The organism is Janthinobacterium sp. BJB301 (genome assembly GCF_002735685.1).
GTDB classification, from domain to species: Bacteria; Pseudomonadota; Gammaproteobacteria; order Burkholderiales; family Burkholderiaceae_D; genus Janthinobacterium; species Janthinobacterium lividum.
Genome location: NZ_PDZJ01000001.1, coordinates 1650905 through 1676391 on the forward strand (window position 1 = coordinate 1650905; position 25487 = coordinate 1676391).

The window sequence follows — 25487 nt, forward strand, 5'->3', positions numbered from 1 at the left end:
CGTTCAAAACAATACGATCACTGAACCCGCGCCAGGTACTGTGCCAACTGGCCAAAGGTCGCCTTGAACCCCTCCTTCATCGACTCAAACCCCTGCTTGAAAGTCTCATGCTGCTCATCCGTCGCCTTGTGCGGCGTGGACCGCAAGGTCATCGTCGTCTTGCCATTCTCTTCGGTAAGCGTCATGGTATTGAACGATTCCAAAGGCCAGGTAGCGCTGACCGGATGCTGCACGGCATTGCCCTGCTTGTCGGCAAACGACAGGATCGACACGATGCGTTCCGGCGCTTCAATGGACTGGTAAGTGAACTTGCCCCACATCTCATAGCCATTGTCGGCGCGCATGCCGTAGTGGAAGACTCCGCCCGGTTTGAGATCCAGCGCCAGCACGCTCAATTCGAAGCCGACGGGACCCCACCATTGGGCCAGGCGCTCCGGCTCCACCCACGATTGAAACACCAGTTCGCGCGGCGCGTCGAAAGTTTGCGTGATGACAAAGTCGCTGCTGTCGCGGTGCTGTCCGTCCTGCTTCTGTTCTGCGGTGGTCATGGCGCTCTCCTGAGGATGATGGTCTGGCACTAATGTACCAGCGGCGCCGATAAACGGGAAGGCCTGTACGCCTGCCAAACGCGCATGCTAGAATATTCATTAGAAACCTAACTATTAGACGACTTACCTTATGACTTCTATCGAAGAGCGCTTTTCCGCCGCCCTCCACAAGACGGCGCGCGGCTGGCGCCATGCCATCGACCGGCGCCTGAAAGACCTGGACCTGGGGCAAGCGAGCTGGATGTGCATCGCCATGATCGCCAAGTCGCCCCAGCCGCCGTCGCAAAGCGAGCTGGCCCATCAATTGGGCGTGGAAAACCCCACCATGGTGTCGATGCTGGACCGGCTCGTGAAATCGGGCTTCGTGCAGCGCCAGCCATCGGAAACGGACCGCCGCGTGAAACTCGTCGTGCTGACCGAGGCGGGCCTGCAGGTGTATGACACCGTGCGCAAGGAAGCGGATGGCTTCCGCAAGGAACTGCTGCAGGGAATTGATCCCGATCAACTGCGGGCCGCCACCGAACTGCTGGAAGCGTTACAGGCGGCCACGGAGAAATCCGCATGAGTTCGGCCACAGCCGGCGCCACACCGGCGCTGCCCGCTTCACAGGACCCCACCCTGAACCGGCGCATGATCACGATTTCGATCATGCTCGCCACCATCATCCAGGCGCTTGACGGCACCATCGCCAACGTCGCCCTGCCCCACATGCAAGGCAGCCTGTCCGCCTCGCAAGACCAGATTACCTGGGTACTCACCTCCTTCATCGTTGCCGCCGCCATCGCCACGCCCCTGACGGGCTGGCTGTGCGACCGTTTTGGCCAGAAGAACACCTTTCTCGTTTCCGTGGCCGGCTTTACGCTCGCCTCCGTGCTGTGCGGCTTGTCCGCCACCCTGTCCGAGATCGTCGCGGCCCGTTTGCTGCAAGGCGTATTCGGCGCGGCGCTGGTGCCGCTGTCGCAGGCGGTGCTGCTCGACATCAATCCGCGCGAAAAGCACGGCTCGGCCATGGCCATCTGGGGCATGGGCGTGATGATCGGCCCCATCCTGGGACCGACCTTGGGCGGCTGGCTGACAGACAGCTACAGCTGGCGCTGGGTCTTCTTCATCAATATCCCCATCGGCGCCATGGCCTTCTATGGCATCTGGCGCTACATCCGCAAGGACCCGCCGAACCGCCGCATGAACTTTGACATGTTCGGTTTTGCCACCTTGAGCCTGTCGATCGGCGCGCTGCAGATGCTGCTGGACCGGGGCGAGCAGAACGACTGGTTTTCTTCCACGGAAACGTGGATCGAAGCCATCGTGCTGGCCATGAGCTTGTGCTACTTTATCGCCCATACGGCCTTGCGCCCGGCCGGCAAGTCCTTCCTCGACTACCGCCTGCTGAAGAACTCGAACTATGTGAGCGGCTTGCTGTTCATCTTCATCGTCGGCATGGTGCTGTTCGCTACCCGCGCGCTGACGCCGTCGATGCTGCAAGGCTTGATGAACTACCCGGCGGCGATTGCCGGCCTCGTGACGGCGCCCAGCGGGCTGGGCACGATGCTGGCCATGCTGATAGTCGGCAAACTGACGGGCCGGATAGACACGCGCATCCTGCTGGGCGTGGGCTTTTCGATCACCGCGTTCTCGCTGTGGCAGATGGCCAATTTCACCCTGGACCTGGTGCCGAAGACCGTCGTGTGGAACGGCATCATCCAGGGCATCGGCCTGGGCCTCGTCTTCGTGCCCCTGAGCGCGGCCACGTTTGCCACCCTGTCGCCGCAGATGCGGGCGGAAGGCACGGCCATCTACAGCCTGGTACGCAATATCGGCAGCAGCATCGGCATCGCCCTCGTGCAAACCTTGTTGGTGCGCAATACGCAGATCGCCCATGCGTCCTTGACGGAACACATCAATATCGCCAACCCGGCCCTGCATGACCCCGCCATCGCCAGCGTCTACAACTTGGGTACGGCTTCCGGCATGGCGGCGCTGAATGGCGAAATCACGCGGCAGGCGTCGATGATCGCCTACCTCGACGACTTCTGGCTGATGATGTGGCTGACCATCCTCGTGCTGCCGCTCTTGCTCCTGATCAAACCCCCGAAGAAGAATGCGCCCGTCGTGGTCGACCACGCGGCCATGGAATAACCCTCATGCATACACCTATGAAACTCTCCCTGCGCATATTGGCGCTCAGTTTGGCCCTGGCCGGCTGCGCCAGCATCCCGCCCGACACGCAGCAGTTGCCGCAGCAAGACCTGGCTACGATACAGCTGGCGGCCGACATCCACCTGGCCAGCGAAGGCTGGCCCGCCGCCCAATGGTGGCGCCAGTTCCAGGACGATCAGCTGGACCAGCTGATCGAGCACGCCCTGTCCGCCAGCCCCGGCCTGGACGTGGCGAATGCCCGCATCGGCTCGGCCCTGTCCGCATTTGACGCGCAACATGCGGAGCGCGGCCCCAGGATCGACCTGGGCGCGAATGCCAGCCGCCAGCGCTATTCGGGCAACGGCCTGATGCCTGCTCCCATCGGCGGCAATTACTACAATGAAATCACCATGGGCGTGCAAGCCCACTACGACCTCGACTGGTGGGGCAAGCACAAGGCGCAGATCGCGGCCAGCCTGGGCGAAGTCAACGCGCGCCGCGCCGAATACGCGATGGCGGAACAGATGCTGGCCGCCGAGATCGCCCGCCACTACTTCAGCATGCAAAATAGCTGGGGCCGCATGGATAACCTGCATGCGCTGGTCAAATTGCAGCAGCAACTGGTGCTGGACAAGGAAAAGCGCATCGCCAACGGCCTCGGTGTCAGCGACGACCATTTGTCCGCGCAAACGCGTTTGAGCTTGCTGCAGCAGCAGATCGCGCTGCTGGAAACGCAAGTCGTCACGGAACGGGAAGCCTTGCGCGCGCTGTTGGGAACATCCTTGGGTGCGGATGCCTCGGCCCTGGCCAGCCTGCAGCCGAAAGAAGCACAGGCGCTGCCGCACGCCCTGCCCGGCAAGCTGGGCATGGAATTGCTGGCGCGCCGGCCCGACTTGCAGGCGGCGCGCTGGCGGGTGCAGGCAGCCATGAGCAATATCGAAGCGGCGCAGGCGTCGTTCTACCCCGATATCGACCTGAGCGCCTCGTTTGGCCTGGATGCGATAACACTGGGCAAGCTGCTGCAGTCCGGCAGCCGCACCCTGTTCATCGGCCCGGCGCTGTCCTTGCCCCTGTTCGACAGCGGCCGCTTGCAGGCGCAGCTCGGCGGCGCGCGCAGCCAGCGCAATGAACTCATCGCCGACTACAACCAGAGCGTCTTCAATGTCGTGCGCGACGTGGCGCAGGCGGGCGCCAGGGTGCAGGGCGTGGAAAACCAGCTGCGCCTGCAGCAGGAAAACCTGCGCGCCAGCGAAGCGCAGTTGCGCAATGCGAATGCGCGACTCAAGCAAGGTCTGGCCGACCGCGCCACCCAGCTGAATGCGGAAATGACCGTGCGCGGCCAGGTCGACCTGGGCATGCAGCTGCAAAACCAGCGCCAGAACGCGGAAATCAACCTGACCGTGGCCCTGGGCGGCGGCTACCGGGGCGGCAGCGACTTTTCCGCCAACGCCACGGCCAAACAATAACCATCGATTACGGAATACATCATGAGCAGCGATACCACAGCCACCACCACCCAAACGGAACAGCCCGGCAAGCGCAAGGCCGTCCTCATCGCCATCACGGCCGCCTTTCTCGCGGCTGGCGCGGCCTGGGGCGCGTATTACCAGCTGGTGCTGGCCAAGGAAGAAGTGACGGACAACGCCTATGTGGGCGGCAACCTGGTCACCCTGTCCGCGCAAGTGACGGGCAATGTCGACGCCATCCGCGCCGACGAGACGCAAATGGTCAAGGCGGGCGCGCCCCTGATCACCCTGAACGCCATCGATGCGGAGCTGGCCCTGAGCCAGGCCGAGGCACGGCTGGGCAACGTCGTGCGCCAGGAGCGCGAGCGCTATGCCAATGTGGCGCAATACGACGCCGTCATCGGGCAGCGCCGCCTGGCGCTGGCCACGGCGCAAGGCAACCTGGCGCGCCGCGCGCCGCTGGCGGCGGACCAGACGATCTCGGGCGAAGACCTGGCCCATGCGAAACAGGCCGTCGACGACGCGAAAGCGGCCTTGACGGTGGCCCAGCGCCAGGCCGAATCCGCCAAATCGGGCGTGGCCGGCGTGAACCTGGCCAGCCATCCGGCCGTCCTGTCGGCCCGGAGCGACGTGCTGCAGGCGTGGCTGGCCGTGCGCCGCAATGCCGTGGTCGCGCCCGTCTCGGGCTATGTCGCCAAGCGCAGCGTACAGCTGGGCACGCACGTGACGCCGGGCACGCCCCTGATGTCCATCGTCCCGCTGGACCAGTTATGGGTCGATGCCAACTTCAAGGAATCCGAATTGCGCAATATCCGCGTGGGCCAGGCGGCCACCATCGAAACGGACTTGTATGGCAGCAAGGTGGTGTACCACGGCAAGGTGCTGGGCATGTCGGCCGGCACGGGCAGTGCGTTTTCCCTGTTGCCGGCGCAAAACGCCACGGGCAACTGGATCAAGGTGGTGCAGCGCGTGCCCGTGCGCGTCACGCTCGATGCCAGGGAACTGGCCGCCCACCCGCTGCGCATCGGCCTGTCGACCACGGTGACGGTCGATACCAGCCATGGCGAAGGCGCGACGTTGGACCAGCCGATGGTGGCCTCCACCGTCTACACGACCAAAGCGCTGGAACAGCCGGTGGACGAGGCGGAGAAGATGGCCGATGCGATCATTGCGCAGAATCTTCTGAATTGATGCGTAGGTCGGGTTAGCGCAACGCGCGTAAGCCGACACCACCAACGGCCTGGGCCAACAATGTTGTCGGATTACGCGGGGTTTTGCCCCGCTAATCCGACCTACTTGGCTTTACCCGCCGCCACCTGGTCGAGTATATGCTTGGGCACGGCCGCATAGTGCTTGAATTCCATCGTGTAGGTGGCGCGGCCCTGGGTCAGCGAACGCAAGGTTGTCGAGTAACCGAACATTTCGGCCAGCGGCACCAGGGCCTTGACGATGCGCCCCGCGCCGCCTGGGATGTCGTGGACGCCCTGCACCATGCCGCGGCGGGCCGTCAGGTCGCCCATGACGTTGCCCATGAATTCTTCCGGCGTTTCCGCCTCCACCTGCATCATCGGTTCCAGCAGCACGGGCGACGCTTTGCGCATGCCATCCTTGAAGGCGATGGAGCCGGCCATGCGGAAAGCGTTTTCGTTCGAATCGACGTCGTGGTAGGAGCCGAACGTCAACGTGGCCTTGACGTCGACGACCGGATAGCCGGCCAGCACGCCCGACTTGAGGGTTTCGGCGATGCCCTTGTCGACGGCCGGGATGAATTCGCGCGGCACCACGCCACCCTTGATGGCGTCGACAAACTGGTAGCCGGTGCCTGGCGGCAGGGGTTCCAGTTTGAGCACCACGTGGCCGTACTGGCCCCGTCCGCCCGATTGCTTGACGAACTTGCCCTCCACGTCTTCCACCGCGCGCGTGATGGTTTCCCGGTACGCCACCTGCGGTTTGCCAACATTGGCTTCCACGCCGAATTCGCGGCGCATGCGGTCGACCAGGATTTCCAGGTGCAATTCGCCCATGCCCGACATGATGGTCTGGCCCGACTCTTCATCCGTATGGACCCTGAACGACGGATCTTCCTGCGCCAGGCGGTTCAGGGCGATGCCCATCTTTTCCTGGTCAGGCTTGGTCTTGGGTTCGACAGCCTGGGAAATCACGGGTTCCGGGAAGATCATTTTTTCCAGCACGATGATGTGATCGATGGCGCACAGGGTGTCGCCCGTGGTGACGGCTTTCAGGCCCACGGCGGCGGCGATGTCGCCCGCATACACTTCCTTGATTTCCTTGCGCTCGTTCGCGTGCATCTGCAGGATGCGCCCCAGCCGTTCGCGCGCGCTCTTGGTGGGGTTGTAGACCATGTCGCCCGAATTCACCACGCCCGAATACACGCGGAAGAAGGTCAGCTGCCCCACGAACGGGTCCGTCATGATCTTGAAGGCCAGGGCCGAGAAATGCTCGTCGTCCGTCGGGTGGCGCTCCACCTCGTTGTCGTGCTCGTCATGGCCCATGATGGGCGGCACTTCCATCGGTGACGGCAGGTATTCGATGACGGCGTCAAGCATCGCCTGCACGCCCTTGTTCTTGAAGGCGCTGCCGCACAGCATGGGCACGATCTCGTTGCGGATGGTGCGCGCGCGCAAGGCTTGCTTGAGCTCGGCTTCCGTAAACGTGTCGCCATTCAGGTAACGTTCCGTCATCTCCAGCGTGGCTTCGGCCGCGTTCTCGACCATGTGGTCATGCCACTCCTGCGCCTGCGCCTGTAGTTCCGCGGGAATCTCGCCATAGCTGAACTGCACGCCCTGGCTGGCGTCGTCCCAGGTGATGGCGCGCATTTTCAGCAGGTCGATCACGCCCGTGAAATGGTCTTCGGCGCCAATGGGCAGCTGGATGGGCACGGCCACGCCCTTCAGGCGCTCGGCGATCTGCTTGCGCACGCGCAAAAAGTCCGCGCCCACCCGGTCCATCTTGTTGATGAAGGCGATGCGCGGCACATGGTATTTATTCGCTTGCCGCCAGACGGTTTCCGATTGCGGCTGCACGCCGCCGACAGCATCGTAGACCATCACGGCGCCGTCGAGCACACGCATCGAGCGCTCGACTTCAATCGTGAAGTCCACGTGGCCCGGCGTATCGATGATATTGATCCGGTGTTCGGGGAAATTGCCGGCCATGCCTTTCCAGAAGGCCGTGGTGGCGGCCGAGGTGATGGTGATGCCCCGTTCCTGTTCCTGCTCCATCCAGTCCATGGTGGCGGCACCGTTATGCACTTCGCCGATCTTGTGATTGACCCCCGTATAAAACAGGATGCGCTCGGTGGTGGTGGTCTTGCCGGCGTCGATATGGGCGCTGATGCCGATGTTGCGGTAGCGCTCGATAGGTGTTTTGCGGGTCATCACAATCTCCATGGCTAGCCCCGGCATCACTGGGTTTGCGCCGGTTTTCCAGTGTAGCAGACATCGATTTGGGCGGCACGGCAGCGTACCGTTTACCAAGCGCACAACACCAGCAGGCCCGCGCACGTCTGCGACGCGGAGGCTAATTGCGGATTCGGCTATACTTCCCAGACATTAATTTTTGAACTTTAATTCAACAAAGATTAATAAAAATCAATACGCATGGCATCCTGCCATGCAAGGCGACGCCGCCGGCATGCAGCCCAGGTGCGCACCGAACGACATGCCCTACTCAGCTTATGACTATCCAACTAAGAAAAATAATCCTTTCCTCCCTGCTGGCATCGCCGGCGCTGGCCATGGCCGGCGAACTGGAACAGCAAATGCAGCGTTGCGCCGTCCTCGGTGACGCCAGTGCCCGCCTGGGCTGCTTCGACACCCTGGCCAAGGCGGCGGAAAAGGCCACCATCGCCGCCGGCGGCGATCCCGTCACCGCGGCAGTGACCCTGGCTGCCGCTGCCGAGGTCGCGCCCCTCACGCCAGTCAGTCCGCCGGGCGTGGCCACGCCGGACGCCGTCAACGCCGCCATTCCCGCCATCGCGCAGGCTGGCGCAGCGCCACCGGAAGCGCCGATTTCGCGCACGCAGCAATCGTGGGAACTGAACGAAGCGTCCAAGCGCGGCCTGTTCAACTTCCGCCCGCACCGCGATACCTATCTGCTGCTGGCCAATTACAGCGACGCTTCGAACGACGAACCGTTCCAGGATTTCACGCCCGCCGGCATCAAGAGCCAGCATGTGGAATTGACATTCCAGCTCAGCTTCAAGATGAAGCTGCTGGAAGACATCGCCGGCACGCCCATCGACATGTGGTTCGGCTACACGCAGCAAAGTTTCTGGCAGGCGTATAACCGCAAGGCATCGAGTCCTTTCCGCGAGACCAATTACCAGCCTGAGTTGATGCTGATCTTGCCGATCAACAAGAATTTCGCGGGCGTGGAATTCAATTACCTGAACTTCGGCCTCGTGCACCAGTCCAACGGACAGACGTCGACCCTGTCGCGCAGCTGGAACCGCGTGTATGCCGAGCTGGGCATGGAGAAGGACAACCTGGCCGTCACGACGCGCGTCTGGCACCGCCTCGACAATGGCAAGACCGACAATGACAATATCGACATCACCGATTACATGGGGCATGGCGACTTGCGCGTCAGCTACCGCAACAAGGGCCACGAGTATGCCGTGACGGCCCGCCGCAATTTCAGCAAGAAGCATGGTTCCATGCAGGCCAGCTGGGCCTTCCCATTGAAGGCCAACCTGAAAGGCTATCTGCAACTGTTCTCCGGCTATGGCCAGAGCTTGATCGACTACAACTATTCGCAGAAATCGATCGGCGCCGGTTTCATGGTCGACCTGTAAGCCAGGCAGTACCGCAAACAAAAATGGCGCCAATGGCGCCATTTTTTATGGGAAATATCGGGTTTATCACCGGCCGCCGCCCAGCACGCGCGCCGGCAGCATGACGATGGCGCGCAGCAATTCGAACACGCCTTCCACGCCGATGCCGATCAAGCGGAATGGCAGCAACAGCAGCCAGGCCAGCGGATACAGCACGAGGGCCAGCAAGGCCAGGGGCCAGCACACCAGCAAGAGCAGCAGCCACAGCACGAATCCCAGCATCGCGTTCCCCCTAGAATGAAATGTGCGGAGCAAGCCGTGCTTGCCCCGCTACCGTGACAGCACTATATGAAAGCGCAGCGACGGCGGCAACGGCCATGCGATGAACTGCGCGCTGCGGGGATGAACGGTGCAAAAACGGGAATGAACGGGGACTTACTGGCCGACGCAAATCACTTTCGTGATGTATTCATGCGCGTTCGGCTTCTTGCTGGTGGCCCATTTGATGGCCTGGTTGGCATCTTCGATGGTCATGACGGTGGCCTTGTCCTTCGACTTGATGAAGGACACGCCTTCAAACACGCCTTCCTTGCTGCGCATTACCTTGGCAAACACGGGCGGCCGGGTCTCGCCATCGCTGATTTTGTTCTGTTGCACGAGGTAACGCTGATCGATCTGTTCCATGATAGTAAAGCTGTCCAGTGGGTAAAAGACGAAATATACCCTGAATGGACAAACGCCGCAGGATGAAATCGCTGCGGCGTTGCCTTGGAATTAACGATGCTTATGCATACACGGCGTTCTGCACCACAGGCTGAAGATTCACGTCATAGATCACCTGGGCGCGGATCGACGCTTCCAGCGAGGGAATCGAGCCGCCGGCGCGGTACTGGAAGCTCACTTGCAGCACGTCGCCCGCCTTCACGGCCACCGGCGTGGCCAGCGGCAAGCACATGTAGTGGTTCAGCCAGTCGATGGTGGTCGAGCGCTCGGGCACCACGGCCAGGATGTTCTTGGTGACGAAACGCAAGGCATTCAGGGTGCCGCTGCGCTCGACGACAAACTTGCCATCAAAGCCGAACACATTGTCCGTCGGCTGGCTGAAGTCGATGATGCTGTAGACGGAAGGCGGCGCCAGCTCCTGCACGCCAGGATGGATGGCCGTGGTTTCCTGGAATTGCACGATAGGCGCATAAAAACCCTCGAAATCGTATTCCTGCTGCATCGGCTGCACGGCCATGATGACGGCTTCGGGCAGGAAGATGGGCAGCAGACCGCCAAAGCGGGCCAGGTAGCGGCGCTTGAACGATTCGATCACTTCCACCTGCTTTTCGCGCAGCATGCCGACATGGATCATTTCGCAGATGACCACATCGACGGGCTCGGGCGGCAGGTATTCGAAGGCGTCCGCGTGGACGACTTCGACTTTTTCACCATTGGGATTGAGCGCCAGCATCTTGCGCGCTTCCTTGACCATGTCCGGATTGAACTCCACGCACCACACCTTGTCGGCGCGCGCGGCCGCAAACCACGACAGCACGCCCGTGCCGCCGCCCAGCTCCAGCACCTTCATGCCGGGTTTTACCGCGTAATCGATCGCCGACTTGAACCCGTGCATGCGGTTCTGGTCCATCAACATATTGTGGTGGTAATGGACGGGGATAAATTGCCCCAGGTAACAACTCTCGATTTCTCGTTCATTCAGCATGTCTGTCCTCTTGGAGTCTGGCTCCGATGGCCGATCGGTTTTGTCATTCCAGAAAGCAGTGATATCGCACGGGCTGCGCGAGGGGCGGCGACAATACAGCCGGCGCCTGACGGTGATGTGATGACCCATGCGACGTATCTCCTGATTAATGCGACACGATCATTATCGTTAATCGGCAGGGAGAACAAAGGGCTGAGGTGAGAGGCAATTCCATGCCAGTTTCAGCGCTGGCATGGAAAATATTGAAGTTAAAACATCACTTGCGGGCTGCGCGCGCCTTCTGTGCCGCTTCGATGATGGCGACCACGCCGGGCTTGTCGCCCGCCTGGGCAAACTGCACGGCCGTCCAGCCATGGCCGCTTTTCAGGCTGGCGTCCGCGCCCCAGGACAGCAGCAGCTTGACAGCGCCCTCCTGTCCTTCGCGGGCGGCAAACATCAGCGGCGTGACGTTGGCGGGCGCAAGCGCATCGACCACGGCGTCGCGGTCGAGCAATATCTTCATGATGGGCAGGTCGCCTGCCGAGGCCGCATAATGGAGCGCCGTCCAGCCGCTCTGGTTGACCTTGGCGCCCTTGGCCAGCAAGGCGTTCACGGCGTCCTGCTTGTGCTTGTAGGCGGCCATCATCAGTGCCGTGTTGCCATTGGCCGAACGGGCTTCCAGGTCGATGCCGGGCGTATCGAGCAGCACCTGGAACACCCGGTCCGCATCGTCGCGCAAGGCCAGCACGAGGGGAATGTCGCCCCGCTGCGCGTCGGGCTGGTTCGGATTCATGCCTTCCGCCAGCATGCTGCGCACGCCGCTGGCATTATTCACGGACACGGCGCGGAAGAAAGCGTCCGGTTCCGGCGCCGCCTGGCTGGCGGTGGCGCAGCACAACAGCATCGCGAACGCGAGTTTTTTCATCATGTCTGACCTTAAGAAGTTACGGCAACTGATTGAATAACTTGAAGAAATTATCCGTCGTCTGCTTCGCCACCTGGTCCAGCGGGATGCCTTTCAGGGTCGACAGGTATTCCGCCACGTGGGCCACATAGCCGGGTTCGTTCATGCGGCCGCGGAACGGCACGGGGGCCAGGTACGGCGAATCCGTCTCGATGAGGATGCGCTCGAGCGGCACTTCCAGGGCCACGGCCTGCAAGTCTTTCGCGCTCTTGAACGTGACGATGCCGGAAAAGGAAATATAGAAACCCATGTCTATGGCGGCGCGCGCCACTTCCAGGGATTCCGTAAAGCAATGCATGACGCCGGCCACGCCGCCGTCGGACACGCCCGCGCCCTCTTCGCGCATGATGCGTATGGTGTCTTCACTGGCCGCTCTTGTGTGAATAATCAAGGGCTTGCGTGTGATTCTTGAAGCTTTGATGTGAGTGCGGAAACGCTCGCGCTGCCACTCCAGGTCGCCCGTCAGGCGGAAATAGTCGAGACCCGTCTCGCCGATGGCGATGATCTTCGGATGGTCGGCCAGACGGACCAGGTCTTCCACGGACGGCTCAGGCGTGTCCTCGTAGTCGGGATGCACGCCGACGGAAGCAAAGATATGCGGATACTGCTCGGCCAGGGCCAGCACCTGTGGAAAGTCCGGCAAGTCGACGGACACGCACAAGGCGTGTGTCACCTTGTTCTCGGCCATCTTGGCCAGAATCTCGGGCATGCGAGCAGCCAGCTCGGGGAAATTGATATGGCAATGGGAATCGATATACATAAGGCGGGATTGTACCGGAGCGGGCGGAATCTGGCAGGGGGAAGGCGCAAATCCGTCCTGCCGCTGGGGGCTCCCGCGCAGTCCCCCTACTGCCCCTTCGGCGGCTGCCACAGCTCCACCTTGTTGCCCTCGGGATCGATGACCCAGCCGAACTGGCCATATTCGGAATCGGGCGCCTTTTCCAGCACATTGCAGCCCTCGTCGCGCAGGGCTTGCAGCAATGCGTCGAGGTCGTCGACGCGGTAGTTGATCATGAAGGACGCCTTACCGGGCGCGAATTGTTCGTTGTCATTGGCCGCGACGGACCAGATAGTGGTGCCGCCAGTGGGCTTGCCATCGGCGTCCGTCCAGGTGAAGGCGGCGCCGCCCCACGGCTGCACGTCCAGGCCCAGGTGGCGCTGGTACCAGGCGCGTAGCGCGGCCGGGTCTTGCGCGTGGAAAAAGATGCCGCCGATGCCAGTGACTCGTTTCATGCACGCCTCCGTTGCTGTCCAGTGCCTTGACTGTAACACCGGGGGCCAGGCGTGGCAAACGATGCGGCGAGCCTTCCGCCGGGCCAAGAAATATATAATTTACTTTAATTTGACCACGCAAGTACTTGATTTTATTGACAACTGGATGCGTAGTCGAGCAGCATGTCTTCCAAAAACAGCTTGGGCGACAAGGGGTGCTCGGCAATCGCCCGGCGCTCATTGGCAGCTTTGATCGCAGCCATCAACCGGCTCACGTTGATGCGTCCTGCCAGCGCTTCCAGTTCGCGCCGGTGGCGCGGGTAGTAGCGGATGGTGCCGGACAATTTGACGGAAAACACGTCGTACAGCCAGCGCTGGAGCGATGCCACCAAGGGTGCCAGCGGAGACTTCTGTAATTTGTCCGCCGCTTTCAGGGCCGCTTCCACGCCAGGGTTCGCCAAGACTTGCAGCAATTGTTCCGTTTCTTCGCGGCCGCCCGATTCGGACTGGGCCAGCGCGGCCAGCGGCGCGCCGCCCTGCTCGCGCAGCCAGCTGTCCGCATCGTTCAAGCCTTGCTGCTTGAGCCACGTCAAGGCCTGCTCGTGGCTGGGCATGGGCAAGGCGAATTTCCTGCAGCGCGACAAGATGGTTGGCAGCAAGCGGTCCAGGCTGTTCGATGCCAGCAAGAACAAGGTGCCCGGCGGCGGCTCTTCCAGGGTTTTCAGCAAGGCGTTGGACGCGGGCGTGTTGAGCGCCTCGGCCGGGTACAGCACCACCACGCGCAAGCCCTGGCGGTGCGTGGAAATGTTCATGAAGTCCGCCAGGTTGCGGATCTGCTCGATCTTGATGTCTTTCGACGGCGTCTTGGTCTTGGCGCTTTTCTTCGCGCCTTCGCCCTCTTCGCCGTCGTCGGCCACGTCGTCTTCCAGCGCTTCCGGACGGACCCGGCGGTAATCGGGATGGTTGCCCTGGCTAAACCAGCCGCACGAGGCGCAGGCGCCGCAGGCATGGCCGTCGGCGCGCACGTCTTCGCACAGCAATGCCTGCGCGAAATGCTCGATGAAGTCGGCCTTGCCGATGCCCTGCGCGCCATGGAACAAAATGGCGTGCGGCATGCGCGGTCGCAGGGCTTGCAATTGCTGCCAGGCGTCCTGTTGCCACGGATAGAGAGGACTGTTCATTTTATTCCTTGTCAATCAGTGGCTTGCAATACTTTGCTCAAGCAATACATCAAGCAGTTTTGCCAGCTGCACTTGAATTTCGGCAATGCTTTGCGTGGAATCGATGATGCGGAAGCGTTCCGGGAACTGGGCCGCGCGGCGCAGATACTCGTTGCGCGTGGCGGCAAAGAAATCGGCCTGCTCCTGCTCGAACTTGTCGAGCGCACGCGTGGCGTCCAGGCGTGCACGGGCCACGGCCAGCGGCACGTCGAACAGGAACGTCAGGTCCGGCTGCAAGTGCGGGTGCACCCACGCTTCCAGCGCTTCCATCTTGCGCAAGTCCATGCCCCGGCCCCCGCCCTGGTAGGCGAAGCTGGCGTCGCTGAAGCGGTCGGAAATGACCCACTCGCCCCGATCGAGGGCTGGCGCGATCACTTGCGCGATATGTTCGCGGCGGCTGGCGAACATCAGCAAGGCTTCCGTTTCCAGGTGCATTTTTTCATGCAGCAGCAGTTCGCGCAGTTTTTCGCCCAGGCTGGTGCCGCCCGGTTCGCGCGATGAAACGAGGCTGACGCCACGCTGCTGCAGGTAGTCGGTGACAAAGCCGATATGCGTCGACTTGCCCGCGCCATCGATGCCTTCGAAGGTGATGAAGCGGGGTTGATAGTGTGGTGTCATGAAGCTTCTAGTTTGAAATAATTAACGCTGGTATTGATTCACGGCGCGGTTATGGTCGGGCAAGTTGGCCGAGAACTGGCTGGTGCCGTCGCCGCGCGCCACGAAATACAGCGCTTGCGTGCGGGCCGGCGCCAGCGCCGCCGTCAGCGATTGCGCGCCAGCCAGGGCGATCGGCGTGGGCGGCAAGCCGCCGCGCGTGTAGGTATTGTACGGGGTGTCCGCTTCCAGGTCGCGTTTGCGGATCTTGCCCTGGTAGTTGTCGCCCATGCCATAGATCACAGTCGGGTCCGTCTGCAGCAGCATGCCCGTCTTGAGGCGGTTGACGAACACGCCGGCAATCATGGCGCGCTCGGACTTTTGCCCCGTTTCCTTTTCCACGATGGAAGCCATGATCAGCGCTTCGTACGGGTTTTTATATGGCAAGGCGGGATCGCGCTTGTCCCACGCTTCGGACAGGCGGCCGATCATGGCCGTGTGCGCCTGCCTGAAAATCTGCATTTCGCTGGCGCCCTTGGCGAACAGATACGTATCCGGGAAGAATAAACCTTCCGGGTGCACATATTCCGGGCTGATTTTCGCCATCAGTTCCTTGTCGGACAGGCCTGCGGTATCGTGCTTGAGGCCGGGATGGTTGGCCATCGCCAGGCGCATCTGTTTGAAGGTCCAGCCTTCGATGATGGTCAGCGACTCTTGCGCGAATTCGCCGCGCGCCAGCTGCGTGATCAAACGCTGCGGCGTGGTGCCCGGTTTCAGTTCATAGGAACCGGCCTTGATCTTCGAGGTCTTGCCTTCGATGCGCGCCAGCATGTTGAACAGGATGGGCACGATGGGCACTCCCGCGTCCGCGATCTGCTGGCCGGCCGCATGCGCGCCGCTGCCCGGGCTGATCGTAAACGGAATCGCTTCTCCATCCGTGGTGATGGGCTGCTGCGCCCAGTACACAAAAGTACCGCCCACGCCGATAGCGGCGATGACTGAACTGACTACAAGTTTTTTAAAGAAAGCCATTGTTCCGATTCTTGTGATGCGGGCGCTGATGGCCAACGTCCGCTTGTTATGATCGTTCATTTGTGAAGCAAGTGCGCGCAAAGCGGCGCCAACACTGGCAATCTTGCCGTTGCCGACGCAATCTGCGCGACATCACTATAATGAACCCGTAATGATAATGCTTAATCGCTGATCTAATGGAAATTATGAATAACTGGAATCAATTTTTAACAGCCCAAGGCGCCCGCCCCGTTGCCATCGATGGCGCGCCTGACAGCACCGCCCCCATCACCGCCGTCCCTATCCATGATTTCGGCCAGTCCCTGACAGTGCCCCAGCTGCAAGAAGGTTTTGTCGCGGCCATCACGGACCAGGGCTTGATCGGCTTGAGCGGCGACGATGCGGCCAGTTTCCTGCACGGCCAGCTGACCAACGATGTGGAACACCTGAACCAGGAGCAAGTGCGCCTGGCCGGCTACTGCACGCCGAAAGGCCGGCTGCTGGCCAGTTTCCTGATGTGGCGCAACGCCACCACCATTTATCTGCAATTGCCGCGCGCCATACAGCCGGCCATCCAGAAGCGTCTGCAGATGTTCGTGCTGCGCGCCAAGGCCAAGCTGCACGATGCATCCCTTGATGCAGCCAATCAAGTTGTCCTGGGCCTGGGCGGCAAACAAGCCAGCGCGGCCCTGTCCGCCTGGTTCCCGGCCCTGCCCGCCACGCCGTTCAGCAAGGTCGAACACGCGTCCGGCACCCTGCTGCGCGTGGCCGATGCCTTCGGCAGCGCCCGCTATGAATGGCTGACGTCGGCCGCCACGGCGCGCGACGTGTGGCCGCAGCTGGCGCAAACGCTGGCCAAGGGCGGCAATGACGCCTGGCAATTGTCGGAAATCCACGCGGGCATCCCGCAGATCACGGCCGCCACGCAAGAGCAGTTCGTGCCGCAAATGGTCAACTTCGAGCTGCTGGGCGGCGTCAATTTCAAGAAAGGCTGCTACCCGGGCCAGGAAATCGTCGCGCGCAGCCAGTACCTGGGCAAGCTCAAGCGCCGCACCACCCTCGTCAGCATTGCCGATCCCTCGGTAGTGGCCGGCGGCGAACTGTTTGCCGTCAGCGACCCCGAGCAACCTTGCGGCATGGTCGTCAACGCGGCACCCAACGGTGATGGCGGCATCGACGCCCTCGTTGAAATGAAGCTGGGGGCGATCGAAGAAGGTGCAAGTGCCGCCGGCGCCGTGCGCTACGGTTCGGCCCAGGGCGCTCACGTGCAGTTCCTGTCCATGCCTTACGTGCTCGACGCACTCGACTTGTGAGAATGCCATGAAAGATTTGTACATTTATTACCAGGTCAAGGAAGAGCACGCCCAGGCGCTGGAAGCCAGGGTCCGTGCCTTGCAGGCAAAACTGGCTGCCGCGTCCGGCGTGGCGCCGCAATTGAAGCGCCGCCCTGACGCCAAGGATGGCTTGCAGACGTGGATGGAAATCTACCCCGTCGTCGGCGAAGGTTTTACGGAGCTGCTGGCCAGCGCGTCCGACGAAGCGGGATTGCTGTCCTTGACGGCTGGCGCGCGCCATACGGAAGTGTTCATGGATTTGCCTCCATGTGCCTGATCGTTTTTGCCTGGAAAGTCAATCCGCACATCCCGCTGATTGCCGCCGCCAACCGCGACGAATTCTATGAACGCGCCAGCGCCCCCGCCGGCGCCTGGCCCGAGCACCCGCAAGTGTATGCGGGCCGCGACCTGCAGGCGGGCGGTAGCTGGATGGGCATCACCCAGGCCGGCAGCGGCAGCTCGCGCTTTGCCGCCATCACGAATATCCGCAGCCCGCAAGACCGCAACCCGGACGCCCCCTCGCGCGGCGCCCTGGTAGCCGACTATCTGGCCGGCAATATGTCGCCACAGGATTACATCGCGCAAATCCGCCCCGGCTGCACAGCCTACAACGGCTTTAACCTGGTGCTGGGCGACGCGGACACCCTGATCTGGTTTTCCAACCGGGGCGATGGCGATGCGCGCAATGGCCAGCCATTGGAGCCGGGCATCTACGGCCTGTCGAACGCCCTGCTGGACGCGCCGTGGCCGAAGGTCTTGAAGACCAAGGCCCAGTTCGCCAGCCTGCTGTGCCAGGGTGCGCCCGACGAGGCGTATTTCGACATGCTGGCCGACACCACGCGCGCGCCCGATTTCCGCTTGCCGGACACAGGCGTGCCGCTCGACCTCGAGCGCGTACTGTCCGCCGTCTGCATCGAAACGCCAGGTTACGGCACGCGCACGTCCACCGTCGTGAAACTGTTCCCGGATTCTCCCGGCGAACTGCATGAGCTGGTGATCCAGTAGGTCGGGTAGGTCGGGTTAGCGCGCAAGCGCGTAACCCGACAACACCAGCGCCCTCAACCGGCATCACCGCCGTCCCCGATGTCCGATTACGCGCGCCTCCGGCGCGCTAATCCGACCTGCGCAAGCTTCCCCTATCCTCATCGGCAACCCACCCGCCATCCATCCGCAGAAAAAAGAAAGCGCTTGCGCAAGCGCTTTCTTTTGTTTACGATAGCTTCAATCGCGGCGACACAGCCGCACCCAATCGCAGTACACAATAATAAAAAAACCTCAGGAGACACCATGGCCACCATGGAAGATGTAGCGCGGGCGGCGGACGTATCGCTGTCGACCGTCTCTCACGTAGTCAACGGCACCCGCAAGGTCAGCCCGAAAACCGTCGCCGCCGTCAACGCGGCCATGCAGCAGATCGGCTATGTGCCGAACATGCTGGCGCGCGCGCTGGCCGGTTCCTCCTCGGGCACCATCGGCGTAGCCATTTCCGCCTTCACCAATCATTATTTCAGCGAAACCGTGCGCGCCATCGAGGCTGCCTGCACGCGCCACGGCTTGATGATGCTGTTTTCCGATACGCATGACGATCCCGAGCAAGAGTTGAAAGTGGTGCAGAACTTGCACCAGCGCCGGGTCGACGGCATCGTGCTGGCGCCATCCGGCGATCCGCACAACCGCGCCCTCGACTATTTGACCAGCAACAAGATCGCTTCCGTGCTGGTCGACCGCATGTCGCCGCAACCGTTCGACCAGGTGGGCGTGGAAAACATCGAAGCGACGGCCCAGCTGGTCAGCCATCTGATCGCGGCCCATGGCCACCGCCGCATCGGTTTCATCGCCGGCGCACCGGGCCTGTCCACGACGGACGAGCGTATCGAAGGCTACCGGCTGGCCTTGCAGCGCGCCAATATTGCCTTCGATGGGGCACTGCTGCGTTCGGGCGACTCCAACCTGGAACGCAGCGGCGCAGCCACGCGCGAATTGCTGGCCCTGCCCGCCGCACAGCGTCCCACAGCCATCGTTGCCGGCAATAATCTGATGACCATCGGCACCATGCATGCCTTGCGCGATGCGCACATTGCGGTACCGCAAGACGTCGCGCTGGCCGGCTTCGATGATTTCGACTGGGCCGATTACTTCAGCCCCCGCCTGACCGTGATGGCGCAGCCGCTCGAAGAGCTGGGCGCCATGGCTGTCGACCTCCTGATCGACCGTATCGCCAATCCGGGCATCGCCCAGCACGTGCAGCGCTTGTCGCCAACCTTGCGCGTACGCAATTCCTGCGGCTGCCCCTGACCTTTATATATAGACACACCATGCACCCAGCGATTTCCCTCGGTATCGACCTCGGTACCTCCGAACTGAAAACCGTGCTGATGGACAGCACTGGCGCCGTGCGCGGCCAGGCGTCCGTGCGCATCGACACCAGCCGCCCGCAAGCAGGCTGGTCCGAACAGGCGCCGCAGGACTGGTGGGCCGCCTGCGTCAACGCGCTGGGCCAGCTGCGCGCCGGCTGGCCGCAGGACTATGCCCGCATCGCCTGCATCGGCCTGTCGGGCCAGATGCACGGCGCCGTGCTGCTCGATGCTAACGATACCGTGATCCGTCCCGCCATCCTGTGGAACGATGCGCGCGCCGAGGCCGAAGCGGCTAGCCTGGCGCGCGACTATCCCGCGTATGCGGACGTGACGGGCAGCCTGCCCATGGCGGGCTTGACGGCACCAAAACTGCTGTGGCTGCAAAAGCATGAGCCGGCCGCCTTTGCCGCCATCGCCTGTTTGCTGTCGCCGAAAGACTATTTGCGCCTGCAATTAACGGGGATCAAGCTGACGGACATGTCGGACGCGGCCGGCACCCTGTGGCTGGACGAGGCCAACCGTGCCTGGTTCACGCCCATGCTGGCCGCCTGCGGCTTGCACCCAGAACAGATGCCGGCGCTGGCCGAAGGCGACGCCGCCACGGGCAGCGTGCTGGCGTCCATCGCCGACCAGCTGGGCTTGCCGGCGGGTGTGGTGGTGGCGGGTGGTGGCGGCGACAACCCCGTCTCGGCCGTGGGCATCGGCGCCGTCAATGGCGGCGACAGTTTTATCTCGCTGGGCACCAGCGCCGCCATCGTTTCCGTCACCGAAGCGCCTCTGGGCAATCCGGCCGGCGGCGTGCACAGCTTTTGCCACGCCCTGCCCGGACGTTGGTATGCGATGGGCGCGATCCTGTCGGGCGCCAGCTGTCTGCGCTGGGTCACCGGCGTTCTGGGCCAGCCCGACGAGGCAGCCCTGCTGGCGCTGGTGGAAGCGGGCTTGCCGCTCGACGCGCCCGTCGCGCCCTCGGCACCCCTGTTCCTGCCGTACCTGTCGGGCGAGCGCACGCCGCATAACGACCCGCAAGTGCGCGGCGCCTTTTTGCAACTGGGCCATGACAGTACGCCGGCGCAGCTCGGCTACGCCGTGCTCGAAGGCGTGGCCTTTGCCTTGCGCGACGCCATGGCCGCCGTCACATCGACGGGAGCCGTCGTTCCCCACTGCATGCTGGTGGGCGGCGGCGCGCGCAGCCAGTACTGGGCGCAACTGCTGGCCAATGTGCTGGGACGCGAAATGCGCACCCTGCACAACAGCGAACTGTCGGCCAGCCTGGGCGCGGCCAAGCTGGGCTTTGCCGCCATCGGCCAGCGCCAGCTGCTGTCCACCGGCTTGCCCATCAAAAACACTTTCCTGCCCAATGCCGCGCACAGCGCAGCCTTGAGCATCCGTTACGGTCGCTACCGTAGCCTGTTTCCCGCCGTGCAAGCCTTGCACCAACTCAGTGATAAGGAATAGTAATGAATCAGCTGCAACAATTGAAACAGACCAGCACCGTCGTCGCCGATACGGGCGACTTTTTGCAACTGGCGCGCTTCGCGCCGCAAGACGCCACCACCAATCCCTCGCTGATTTTAAAGGCCGTGCTGCAGCCCGATTACGCGCCCTTGCTGGAAAGCACGGTCGCCGCGCATCAATCCGCTGCGCTGGACGATATCGTCGACCAGGTGCTGGTGCGCTTCGGCCTGGAAATTTTAAAGGTCGTGCCGGGCCGCGTGTCGACGGAAGTCGATGCCCGCCTGAGCTTTGACCGCGACGCCACCGTCGCCCGCGGACGCCGCCTGATCGCCCTGTACGAGCAAGCCGGCATCAGCCGCGAGCGCGTGCTGATCAAGGTTGCCGCCACTTGGGAAGGCATCCAGGCAGCGCGCGAGCTGGAAAAGGACGGCATCTTTTGCAACCTGACCCTGCTGTTCGCGTTTTGCCAGGCCGTCGCCTGCGCCGACGCGAAAGTCCGCCTGATTTCGCCGTTTGTGGGCCGCATCTACGACTGGCATAAAAAATCGCTGGGCGCGGCATGGGACGAAGCGGCGCGCAGCCTGTCCAATGATCCAGGAGTACAGTCGGTCACGCGCATCTTCAATTACTACAAACAACATGGCATCGCCACGCAAGTGATGGGCGCCAGCTTCCGCAACGTGGGGCAGATCACGGCCCTGTCCGGCTGCGACTTGCTGACCATCAGCCCGGATCTGCTGGCCAAGCTGGAAGCGGCAGATGCGCCATTCGAACGCGCTCTGGGCGGCGACTTGGGCGCGGCACAACCGGCCGTCACGTATGACGAAGCGGCTTTCCGCTACGCCTTGAACGACGACGCGATGGCGACCGAAAAGCTGGCCGAAGGCATCCGCGGCTTTGCCGTCGATGCGGGCAAGCTGGACGCCATGATCGAGAAGTTACGCAATCAATAAGTTTGCACCCCGTTTTTACCCGTAGCACCGTTTGTTTTTACAATAAAAACCCTTGGAGATCCTCATGAAAAAAGTCATTACCGCCTCCCTGCTGCTGTCCGCCGCCTGCGGTGCTTTCGCCGCTGACAAACCGCTGAAATCGATCGGCGTGAGCGTGGGCGACCTGGCCAACCCGTTCTTCGTGGCCATTGGCCGCGGCGCGGAAGAAAGCGCGAAAAAGCTGGGCGGCCCTGGCGTGAAAGTCACCACGGTGTCCAGCAAGTATGACTTGAACACCCAGGTGGACCAGATCGAGAACTTCATCGCCAATAAAACCGACATCATCATCCTGAACGCCGTCGATTCCAAGGGCATCGCGCCAGCCATCAAGAAAGCGCGCAATGCGGGCGTGGTCGTGATCGCTGTCGACGTGGGCGCCGTGGGCGCTTCGGCCACCGTGATGTCCGATAACACCATGGCCGGCGACGTGTCGTGCGCCTACCTGGCCAAGCAGATCGGCGGCAAGGGCAATGTGGTGATCCTGAACGGCCCGCCGGTCACGTCCGTGATCGACCGCGTCAACGGTTGCAAGAAAACCCTGGCCGCGTTCAAGGATATCAAGATCCTGTCCGACAACCAGAACGCCGGCGGCAGCCGCGACGGCGGCATGACCGTGATGTCGAACCTGCTGACGGCCCATCCGAAGATCGACGGCGTGTTCGCCATCAACGATCCGACGGGTATCGGCGCCGAACTGGCGATCAAGCAATCGAAGCGCACGGACGTGAAACTGATCACGGCAGTCGATGGCGCGCCCGATGGCCAGAACGCCCTGAAAAACAAGGCCGGCCTGTTTGCCGCCACCTCGGCACAAAACCCGTACCGCATGGCCACCGACGCCGTGCAGATGGGCTACGACATCATGAACGGCCGCACGCCGAAACAGACCATGGTGCTGTTGCCGACCCCGGCCATCACCAAGGAAAACGTCGCCACCTACACGGGCTGGGTAAAGAACTGATCTGCCTGACCTGAACCACGTGGCGCCGCCAGCCAGTTGGCAGGTGGCGCCAGTTTCACCAGCAAGGAAGGACAGTCATGAGCGACGATATTATTTTTGAAATGCGCGGCATCGAAAAGCGCTTTGGCGCCACGCGCGCGCTGCGCGGCGTGCACCTGACGGTGCGCAGCGGCGAAATCCATGCCGTGATGGGCGAGAACGGCGCCGGCAAGAGTACCCTGATGAAGATTTTATCCGGCGTGTACACGCCGGACGCGGGCGAGATCATCCTCGACGGCAAGCCGATTCGTATCCGCAACCCTGGCGAGGCACGCGCGCTGGGCATCAACCTGATCTACCAGGAATTGAGCGTAGCCAGGAACATGACGGTGGCGCAGAACGTCTTCATGGGCAGCGAGCCGCAAGGACCGTTCTGGACCGTCAAGGGCGGCGAAATGCGCGCACGCACGAATGCCATCCTGGCCGACCTCGGCTCCCGCTTCGACGCCGATACCATGGTCTCGACCCTGTCGATCGCCGAGCAGCAGCAGGTGGAAATCGCCCGCGCCCTCGTGCACGAAAGCCGCATCCTGATCATGGACGAGCCCACTGCCGCCCTGTCCGACCGGGAAACCGAACAATTGTTCCGCATCATCGAAGAACAGCGCGACAAGGGCCTGGCCGTGCTCTACATCAGCCACCGCATGGCCGAGGTGGAACGCCTGGCGCGCCGCATCACCGTGCTGCGCGACGGCGCCTATGTGGGCGAGCTGGGCAAGGATGAGCTGGATCAAAAGAAAGTCGTGCAAATGATGGTGGGCCGCCCCGCCGACGACTTTTATGCGCACCAGCGGCGCACCACGCGGGGCGCCGAGCGCCTGCGCGTGGAAAACGTGGGCGGCGGCAAGGTCAAGCCCGCCTCGTTCGCGCTGCATGCGGGTGAAGTGACGGGACTTGCCGGCCTGGTCGGCGCAGGCCGCACGGAACTGGCGCGCCTGATCTTTGGCGCCGACAAGAAGCAATCGGGGCAAGTATGGCTCGACGGCCAGGAAGTGCACATCCACCGGCCGCTGGCGGCCATCCGCCACGGCATCGGCTACCTGCCGGAAGACCGCAAGAGCCTGGGCCTGTTCATGCAATTGTCGGCCATGGAAAACATGTCGATGAACATCCTTTCCAAGCACTCCACGGCGGGCGTCGTCAACCGTGGCGCCCTGACCCAGCTGACGCGCGAGGCAATTGCCAACCTCAACGTGAAAGTGTCGGGACCGGAAGGCATCGTCGGCGGACTCTCCGGCGGCAACCAGCAAAAAGTCTTGCTGGCGCGCTGGCTGGCCATCGCGCCCAAGGTCCTCATCCTCGACGAACCGACGCGGGGCGTGGACGTGGGCGCGAAGAGCGAAATCTACAAGATCATCCACCAGCTGGCCGATGCGGGCACGGCCGTGCTGTGCATTTCCAGCGAACTGGCCGAACTGGTCGGTATCTGCGACCGCGTGATGGTGATGTGCGAAGGACGCCTGACGGGCGAAGTGACGGGCGACGACATTACGCAGGAAAACATCCTTGCCTATGCCACGCAGCTGGAAGCGGCATAAAAACACCTGTCAAAACCTACTGCGCGTCGCGGGTTGCGGTTTCCGATGCTCACTGTGCATCCGCACAGTTCCGCGTCTCAACCACAACCCACATCCGCTCGCTACGGTTTTGTCAGGCGTTTTAAGAATACGTCTTAAATAATCATTCAGGAGACTCATGATGACAACTAGCACCACCCGCGGCGCCGCGCGCGCCGGCGAACCCTTCAATGCCTCGAACCTGATGCGCCGCCTGGGCATGCTGCCCGTGCTGGTGGTGCTCTACCTGGCCATGTATGGCCTGACCGTGTACTTCTCGGCCGATGGCACGTCGACGTTCATGACCAGCAATAACACCATGAACATCTTCCGCCAGGTGTCGATCAATATCGTGCTGGCGTCGGGCATGACCTTCGTCATTCTGACGAGCGGCATCGATTTGTCCGTCGGCTCCGTGCTGGCCGTCTCGGCCGTGGCAGGCATGCTGATGTCGCTGTCAGCCCAGTTCGCCGGCTTCTCGATTCCCGCCTTCCTCATCGTCGGTCTGCTGCTGGGCGCGCTCAATGGCGTGCTGGTAGCCCTCGTCGGCCTGAACCCGTTCGTGGTGACTTTGGGCACCATGACAGCCCTGCGCGGCGCGGCCTACCTGTTCGCCGACGGCACCAGCGTGCTGAACACGGAAATCCCCAGCTTCGAATGGATGGGTAACGGCAGCTTCCTGGCCGTGCCCTGGCTGATCTGGCTGGCAGCGGCCGTCGTCGTGCTGACGTGGTTCATCCTGCGCAAGACCACCCTGGGCCTGCATATCTACGCTGTCGGCGGCAATATCCAGGCGGCACGCTTGACGGGCATCAAGGTCGGCCTCGTGCTGATGTTTGTCTACACGATCAGCGGCCTGTTCGCGGGCCTGGGCGGCGCCATGTCGGCCAGCCGTCTGTATGCGGCCAACGGCAACTGGGGCACGGGATATGAGCTGGACGCCATCGCGGCCGTCGTGCTGGGCGGCACCAGCCTGATGGGCGGCGTGGGCTCCGTCTGGGGCACCGTCATCGGCGCCCTGATCATCGGCGTGATGAATAATGGCTTGACGATTCTGGGCCTGTCATCGTTCTGGCAGTATGTGGCGAAAGGTGTCGTGATCGTGCTGGCCGTGATTCTGGATAAATGGCGCCAGAGCCACGCGCAGAACTGATTGTGCT

25 protein-coding genes are annotated in these 25487 nt (G+C 62.4%); 14 read left to right on the top strand and 11 right to left on the bottom strand.

Annotated features, from left to right (window positions below):
• Window positions 1-17: 17 nt before the first annotated feature.
• Window positions 18-548 (bottom strand): SRPBCC family protein, encoded by a 531-nt coding sequence (locus tag CSQ91_RS07190; protein WP_099387828.1) that lies wholly within the window; start codon window positions 546-548, stop codon window positions 18-20.
• Between the two features lie 130 nt (window positions 549-678).
• Between CSQ91_RS07190 and CSQ91_RS07195 the strand changes: the two genes are divergently transcribed.
• Genes CSQ91_RS07195 through CSQ91_RS07210 form a run of 4 tightly spaced genes read left to right on the top strand, consistent with a single transcriptional unit; the run spans window position 679 to window position 5341 of the window.
• Window positions 679-1113: a MarR family winged helix-turn-helix transcriptional regulator gene (locus CSQ91_RS07195; protein ID WP_070279648.1), complete on the top strand. Its 435-nt coding sequence runs from the start codon at window positions 679-681 to the stop codon at window positions 1111-1113.
• Window positions 1110-2684, top strand: a complete 1575-nt coding sequence (locus CSQ91_RS07200) for a DHA2 family efflux MFS transporter permease subunit (protein WP_070279649.1) — start codon at window positions 1110-1112, stop codon at window positions 2682-2684. Before CSQ91_RS07195 ends, CSQ91_RS07200 begins: the two co-directional genes overlap by 4 nt.
• A gap of 17 nt (window positions 2685-2701) precedes the next feature.
• Window positions 2702-4150 carry an efflux transporter outer membrane subunit gene (locus CSQ91_RS07205; protein WP_099387829.1) on the top strand — a complete coding sequence of 483 codons (1449 nt, stop codon included), beginning with the start codon at window positions 2702-2704 and terminating at the stop codon, window positions 4148-4150.
• A 21-nt stretch (window positions 4151-4171) separates the two neighbouring features.
• Entirely contained in the window at window positions 4172-5341 is a 1170-nt protein-coding gene (locus CSQ91_RS07210) for an HlyD family secretion protein (protein ID WP_099387830.1), read from the top strand.
• A 101-nt stretch (window positions 5342-5442) separates the two neighbouring features.
• On the opposite strand, the gene fusA is transcribed toward CSQ91_RS07210, so the two are convergent.
• Complete coding sequence (fusA, locus tag CSQ91_RS07215) at window positions 5443-7548, bottom strand: elongation factor G (RefSeq protein WP_099388601.1); 2106 nt, start codon at window positions 7546-7548, stop codon at window positions 5443-5445.
• A gap of 359 nt (window positions 7549-7907) precedes the next feature.
• Between fusA and CSQ91_RS07220 the strand changes: the two genes are divergently transcribed.
• The gene (locus tag CSQ91_RS07220; protein WP_034784590.1) at window positions 7908-8966 is read left to right on the top strand and encodes a phospholipase A; all 1059 of its coding nucleotides are present in this window, start codon (window positions 7908-7910) and stop codon (window positions 8964-8966) included.
• A gap of 66 nt (window positions 8967-9032) precedes the next feature.
• On the opposite strand, the gene CSQ91_RS07225 is transcribed toward CSQ91_RS07220, so the two are convergent.
• The 9 genes from CSQ91_RS07225 to mltG all read right to left on the bottom strand — a co-directional run bounded on the left by CSQ91_RS07225 (window position 9033) and on the right by mltG (window position 15654).
• The gene (locus CSQ91_RS07225; RefSeq protein WP_070279655.1) at window positions 9033-9227 is read right to left on the bottom strand and encodes a hypothetical protein; all 195 of its coding nucleotides are present in this window, start codon (window positions 9225-9227) and stop codon (window positions 9033-9035) included.
• A 153-nt stretch (window positions 9228-9380) separates the two neighbouring features.
• Entirely contained in the window at window positions 9381-9629 is a 249-nt protein-coding gene (locus tag CSQ91_RS07230; protein WP_034784592.1) for a hypothetical protein, read from the bottom strand.
• Between the two features lie 100 nt (window positions 9630-9729).
• Window positions 9730-10653, bottom strand: a complete 924-nt coding sequence (locus CSQ91_RS07235; protein ID WP_099387831.1) for a methyltransferase domain-containing protein — start codon at window positions 10651-10653, stop codon at window positions 9730-9732.
• 256 nt (window positions 10654-10909) lie between these two features.
• Window positions 10910-11560 (bottom strand): ankyrin repeat domain-containing protein, encoded by a 651-nt coding sequence (locus tag CSQ91_RS07240; protein WP_099387832.1) that lies wholly within the window; start codon window positions 11558-11560, stop codon window positions 10910-10912.
• Between the two features lie 16 nt (window positions 11561-11576).
• Window positions 11577-12356, bottom strand: coding sequence for a TatD family hydrolase (locus CSQ91_RS07245; protein ID WP_035819052.1), 780 nt, complete (start codon window positions 12354-12356; stop codon window positions 11577-11579).
• Between the two features lie 86 nt (window positions 12357-12442).
• Window positions 12443-12829, bottom strand: a complete 387-nt coding sequence (locus CSQ91_RS07250; RefSeq protein ID WP_099387833.1) for a VOC family protein — start codon at window positions 12827-12829, stop codon at window positions 12443-12445.
• A 131-nt stretch (window positions 12830-12960) separates the two neighbouring features.
• Entirely contained in the window at window positions 12961-13989 is a 1029-nt protein-coding gene (locus CSQ91_RS07255; protein ID WP_034784596.1) for a DNA polymerase III subunit delta', read from the bottom strand.
• A gap of 15 nt (window positions 13990-14004) precedes the next feature.
• On the bottom strand, window positions 14005-14646 hold the full coding sequence (gene tmk / locus CSQ91_RS07260; protein WP_099387834.1) for a dTMP kinase: 642 nt from the start codon (window positions 14644-14646) through the stop codon (window positions 14005-14007).
• A gap of 21 nt (window positions 14647-14667) precedes the next feature.
• On the bottom strand, window positions 14668-15654 hold the full coding sequence (gene mltG, locus CSQ91_RS07265; RefSeq protein WP_034784598.1) for an endolytic transglycosylase MltG: 987 nt from the start codon (window positions 15652-15654) through the stop codon (window positions 14668-14670).
• A 176-nt stretch (window positions 15655-15830) separates the two neighbouring features.
• Between mltG and ygfZ the strand changes: the two genes are divergently transcribed.
• From ygfZ to CSQ91_RS07310, 9 genes are all read left to right on the top strand, one after another.
• Window positions 15831-16946 (top strand): CAF17-like 4Fe-4S cluster assembly/insertion protein YgfZ, encoded by a 1116-nt coding sequence (ygfZ, locus tag CSQ91_RS07270; protein WP_099387835.1) that lies wholly within the window; start codon window positions 15831-15833, stop codon window positions 16944-16946.
• A gap of 7 nt (window positions 16947-16953) precedes the next feature.
• Window positions 16954-17244 carry a DUF4936 family protein gene (locus tag CSQ91_RS07275; protein ID WP_034784600.1) on the top strand — a complete coding sequence of 97 codons (291 nt, stop codon included), beginning with the start codon at window positions 16954-16956 and terminating at the stop codon, window positions 17242-17244.
• The gene (locus CSQ91_RS07280) at window positions 17235-17972 is read left to right on the top strand and encodes an NRDE family protein (RefSeq protein WP_034784601.1); all 738 of its coding nucleotides are present in this window, start codon (window positions 17235-17237) and stop codon (window positions 17970-17972) included. Before CSQ91_RS07275 ends, CSQ91_RS07280 begins: the two co-directional genes overlap by 10 nt.
• Before the next feature lie 282 nt (window positions 17973-18254).
• Window positions 18255-19262 carry a LacI family DNA-binding transcriptional regulator gene (locus CSQ91_RS07285; RefSeq protein WP_070279662.1) on the top strand — a complete coding sequence of 336 codons (1008 nt, stop codon included), beginning with the start codon at window positions 18255-18257 and terminating at the stop codon, window positions 19260-19262.
• Between the two features lie 32 nt (window positions 19263-19294).
• On the top strand, window positions 19295-20779 hold the full coding sequence (gene xylB / locus CSQ91_RS07290; RefSeq protein ID WP_218963744.1) for a xylulokinase: 1485 nt from the start codon (window positions 19295-19297) through the stop codon (window positions 20777-20779).
• Window positions 20780-20781: 2 nt separating this feature from the next.
• The gene (gene tal / locus CSQ91_RS07295) at window positions 20782-21732 is read left to right on the top strand and encodes a transaldolase (protein WP_099387837.1); all 951 of its coding nucleotides are present in this window, start codon (window positions 20782-20784) and stop codon (window positions 21730-21732) included.
• A gap of 64 nt (window positions 21733-21796) precedes the next feature.
• A complete protein-coding gene (locus tag CSQ91_RS07300) occupies window positions 21797-22732 on the top strand; it encodes an ABC transporter substrate-binding protein (protein WP_077404737.1) in 936 nt (311 codons plus the stop codon).
• A 77-nt stretch (window positions 22733-22809) separates the two neighbouring features.
• Window positions 22810-24309, top strand: coding sequence for a sugar ABC transporter ATP-binding protein (locus tag CSQ91_RS07305; RefSeq protein WP_034784605.1), 1500 nt, complete (start codon window positions 22810-22812; stop codon window positions 24307-24309).
• 160 nt (window positions 24310-24469) lie between these two features.
• Window positions 24470-25480 carry an ABC transporter permease subunit gene (locus CSQ91_RS07310; RefSeq protein ID WP_070279901.1) on the top strand — a complete coding sequence of 337 codons (1011 nt, stop codon included), beginning with the start codon at window positions 24470-24472 and terminating at the stop codon, window positions 25478-25480.
• The last annotated feature ends 7 nt before the right edge of the window (window positions 25481-25487 follow it).

Excerpts from the sequence above, each read along its gene's own strand:
- CSQ91_RS07190 (WP_099387828.1), bottom strand. The coding sequence starts at position 548 with ATGACCACCGCAGAACAGAAGCAGGACGGACAGCACCGCGACAGCAGC.
- CSQ91_RS07195 (WP_070279648.1), top strand. The coding sequence starts at position 679 with ATGACTTCTATCGAAGAGCGCTTTTCCGCCGCCCTCCACAAGACGGCG.
- CSQ91_RS07200 (WP_070279649.1), top strand. The coding sequence starts at position 1,110 with ATGAGTTCGGCCACAGCCGGCGCCACACCGGCGCTGCCCGCTTCACAG.
- CSQ91_RS07205 (WP_099387829.1), top strand. The coding sequence starts at position 2,702 with ATGAAACTCTCCCTGCGCATATTGGCGCTCAGTTTGGCCCTGGCCGGC.
- CSQ91_RS07210 (WP_099387830.1), top strand. The coding sequence starts at position 4,172 with ATGAGCAGCGATACCACAGCCACCACCACCCAAACGGAACAGCCCGGC.
- fusA (WP_099388601.1), bottom strand. The coding sequence starts at position 7,548 with ATGACCCGCAAAACACCTATCGAGCGCTACCGCAACATCGGCATCAGC.
- CSQ91_RS07220 (WP_034784590.1), top strand. The coding sequence starts at position 7,908 with ATGGCCGGCGAACTGGAACAGCAAATGCAGCGTTGCGCCGTCCTCGGT.
- CSQ91_RS07225 (WP_070279655.1), bottom strand. The coding sequence starts at position 9,227 with ATGCTGGGATTCGTGCTGTGGCTGCTGCTCTTGCTGGTGTGCTGGCCC.
- CSQ91_RS07230 (WP_034784592.1), bottom strand. The coding sequence starts at position 9,629 with ATGGAACAGATCGATCAGCGTTACCTCGTGCAACAGAACAAAATCAGC.
- CSQ91_RS07235 (WP_099387831.1), bottom strand. The coding sequence starts at position 10,653 with ATGCTGAATGAACGAGAAATCGAGAGTTGTTACCTGGGGCAATTTATC.
- CSQ91_RS07240 (WP_099387832.1), bottom strand. The coding sequence starts at position 11,560 with ATGATGAAAAAACTCGCGTTCGCGATGCTGTTGTGCTGCGCCACCGCC.
- CSQ91_RS07245 (WP_035819052.1), bottom strand. The coding sequence starts at position 12,356 with ATGTATATCGATTCCCATTGCCATATCAATTTCCCCGAGCTGGCTGCT.
- CSQ91_RS07250 (WP_099387833.1), bottom strand. The coding sequence starts at position 12,829 with ATGAAACGAGTCACTGGCATCGGCGGCATCTTTTTCCACGCGCAAGAC.
- CSQ91_RS07255 (WP_034784596.1), bottom strand. The coding sequence starts at position 13,989 with ATGAACAGTCCTCTCTATCCGTGGCAACAGGACGCCTGGCAGCAATTG.
- tmk (WP_099387834.1), bottom strand. The coding sequence starts at position 14,646 with ATGACACCACACTATCAACCCCGCTTCATCACCTTCGAAGGCATCGAT.
- mltG (WP_034784598.1), bottom strand. The coding sequence starts at position 15,654 with ATGGCTTTCTTTAAAAAACTTGTAGTCAGTTCAGTCATCGCCGCTATC.
- ygfZ (WP_099387835.1), top strand. The coding sequence starts at position 15,831 with ATGGAAATTATGAATAACTGGAATCAATTTTTAACAGCCCAAGGCGCC.
- CSQ91_RS07275 (WP_034784600.1), top strand. The coding sequence starts at position 16,954 with ATGAAAGATTTGTACATTTATTACCAGGTCAAGGAAGAGCACGCCCAG.
- CSQ91_RS07280 (WP_034784601.1), top strand. The coding sequence starts at position 17,235 with ATGTGCCTGATCGTTTTTGCCTGGAAAGTCAATCCGCACATCCCGCTG.
- CSQ91_RS07285 (WP_070279662.1), top strand. The coding sequence starts at position 18,255 with ATGGCCACCATGGAAGATGTAGCGCGGGCGGCGGACGTATCGCTGTCG.
- tal (WP_099387837.1), top strand. The coding sequence starts at position 20,782 with ATGAATCAGCTGCAACAATTGAAACAGACCAGCACCGTCGTCGCCGAT.
- CSQ91_RS07300 (WP_077404737.1), top strand. The coding sequence starts at position 21,797 with ATGAAAAAAGTCATTACCGCCTCCCTGCTGCTGTCCGCCGCCTGCGGT.
- CSQ91_RS07305 (WP_034784605.1), top strand. The coding sequence starts at position 22,810 with ATGAGCGACGATATTATTTTTGAAATGCGCGGCATCGAAAAGCGCTTT.
- CSQ91_RS07310 (WP_070279901.1), top strand. The coding sequence starts at position 24,470 with ATGACAACTAGCACCACCCGCGGCGCCGCGCGCGCCGGCGAACCCTTC.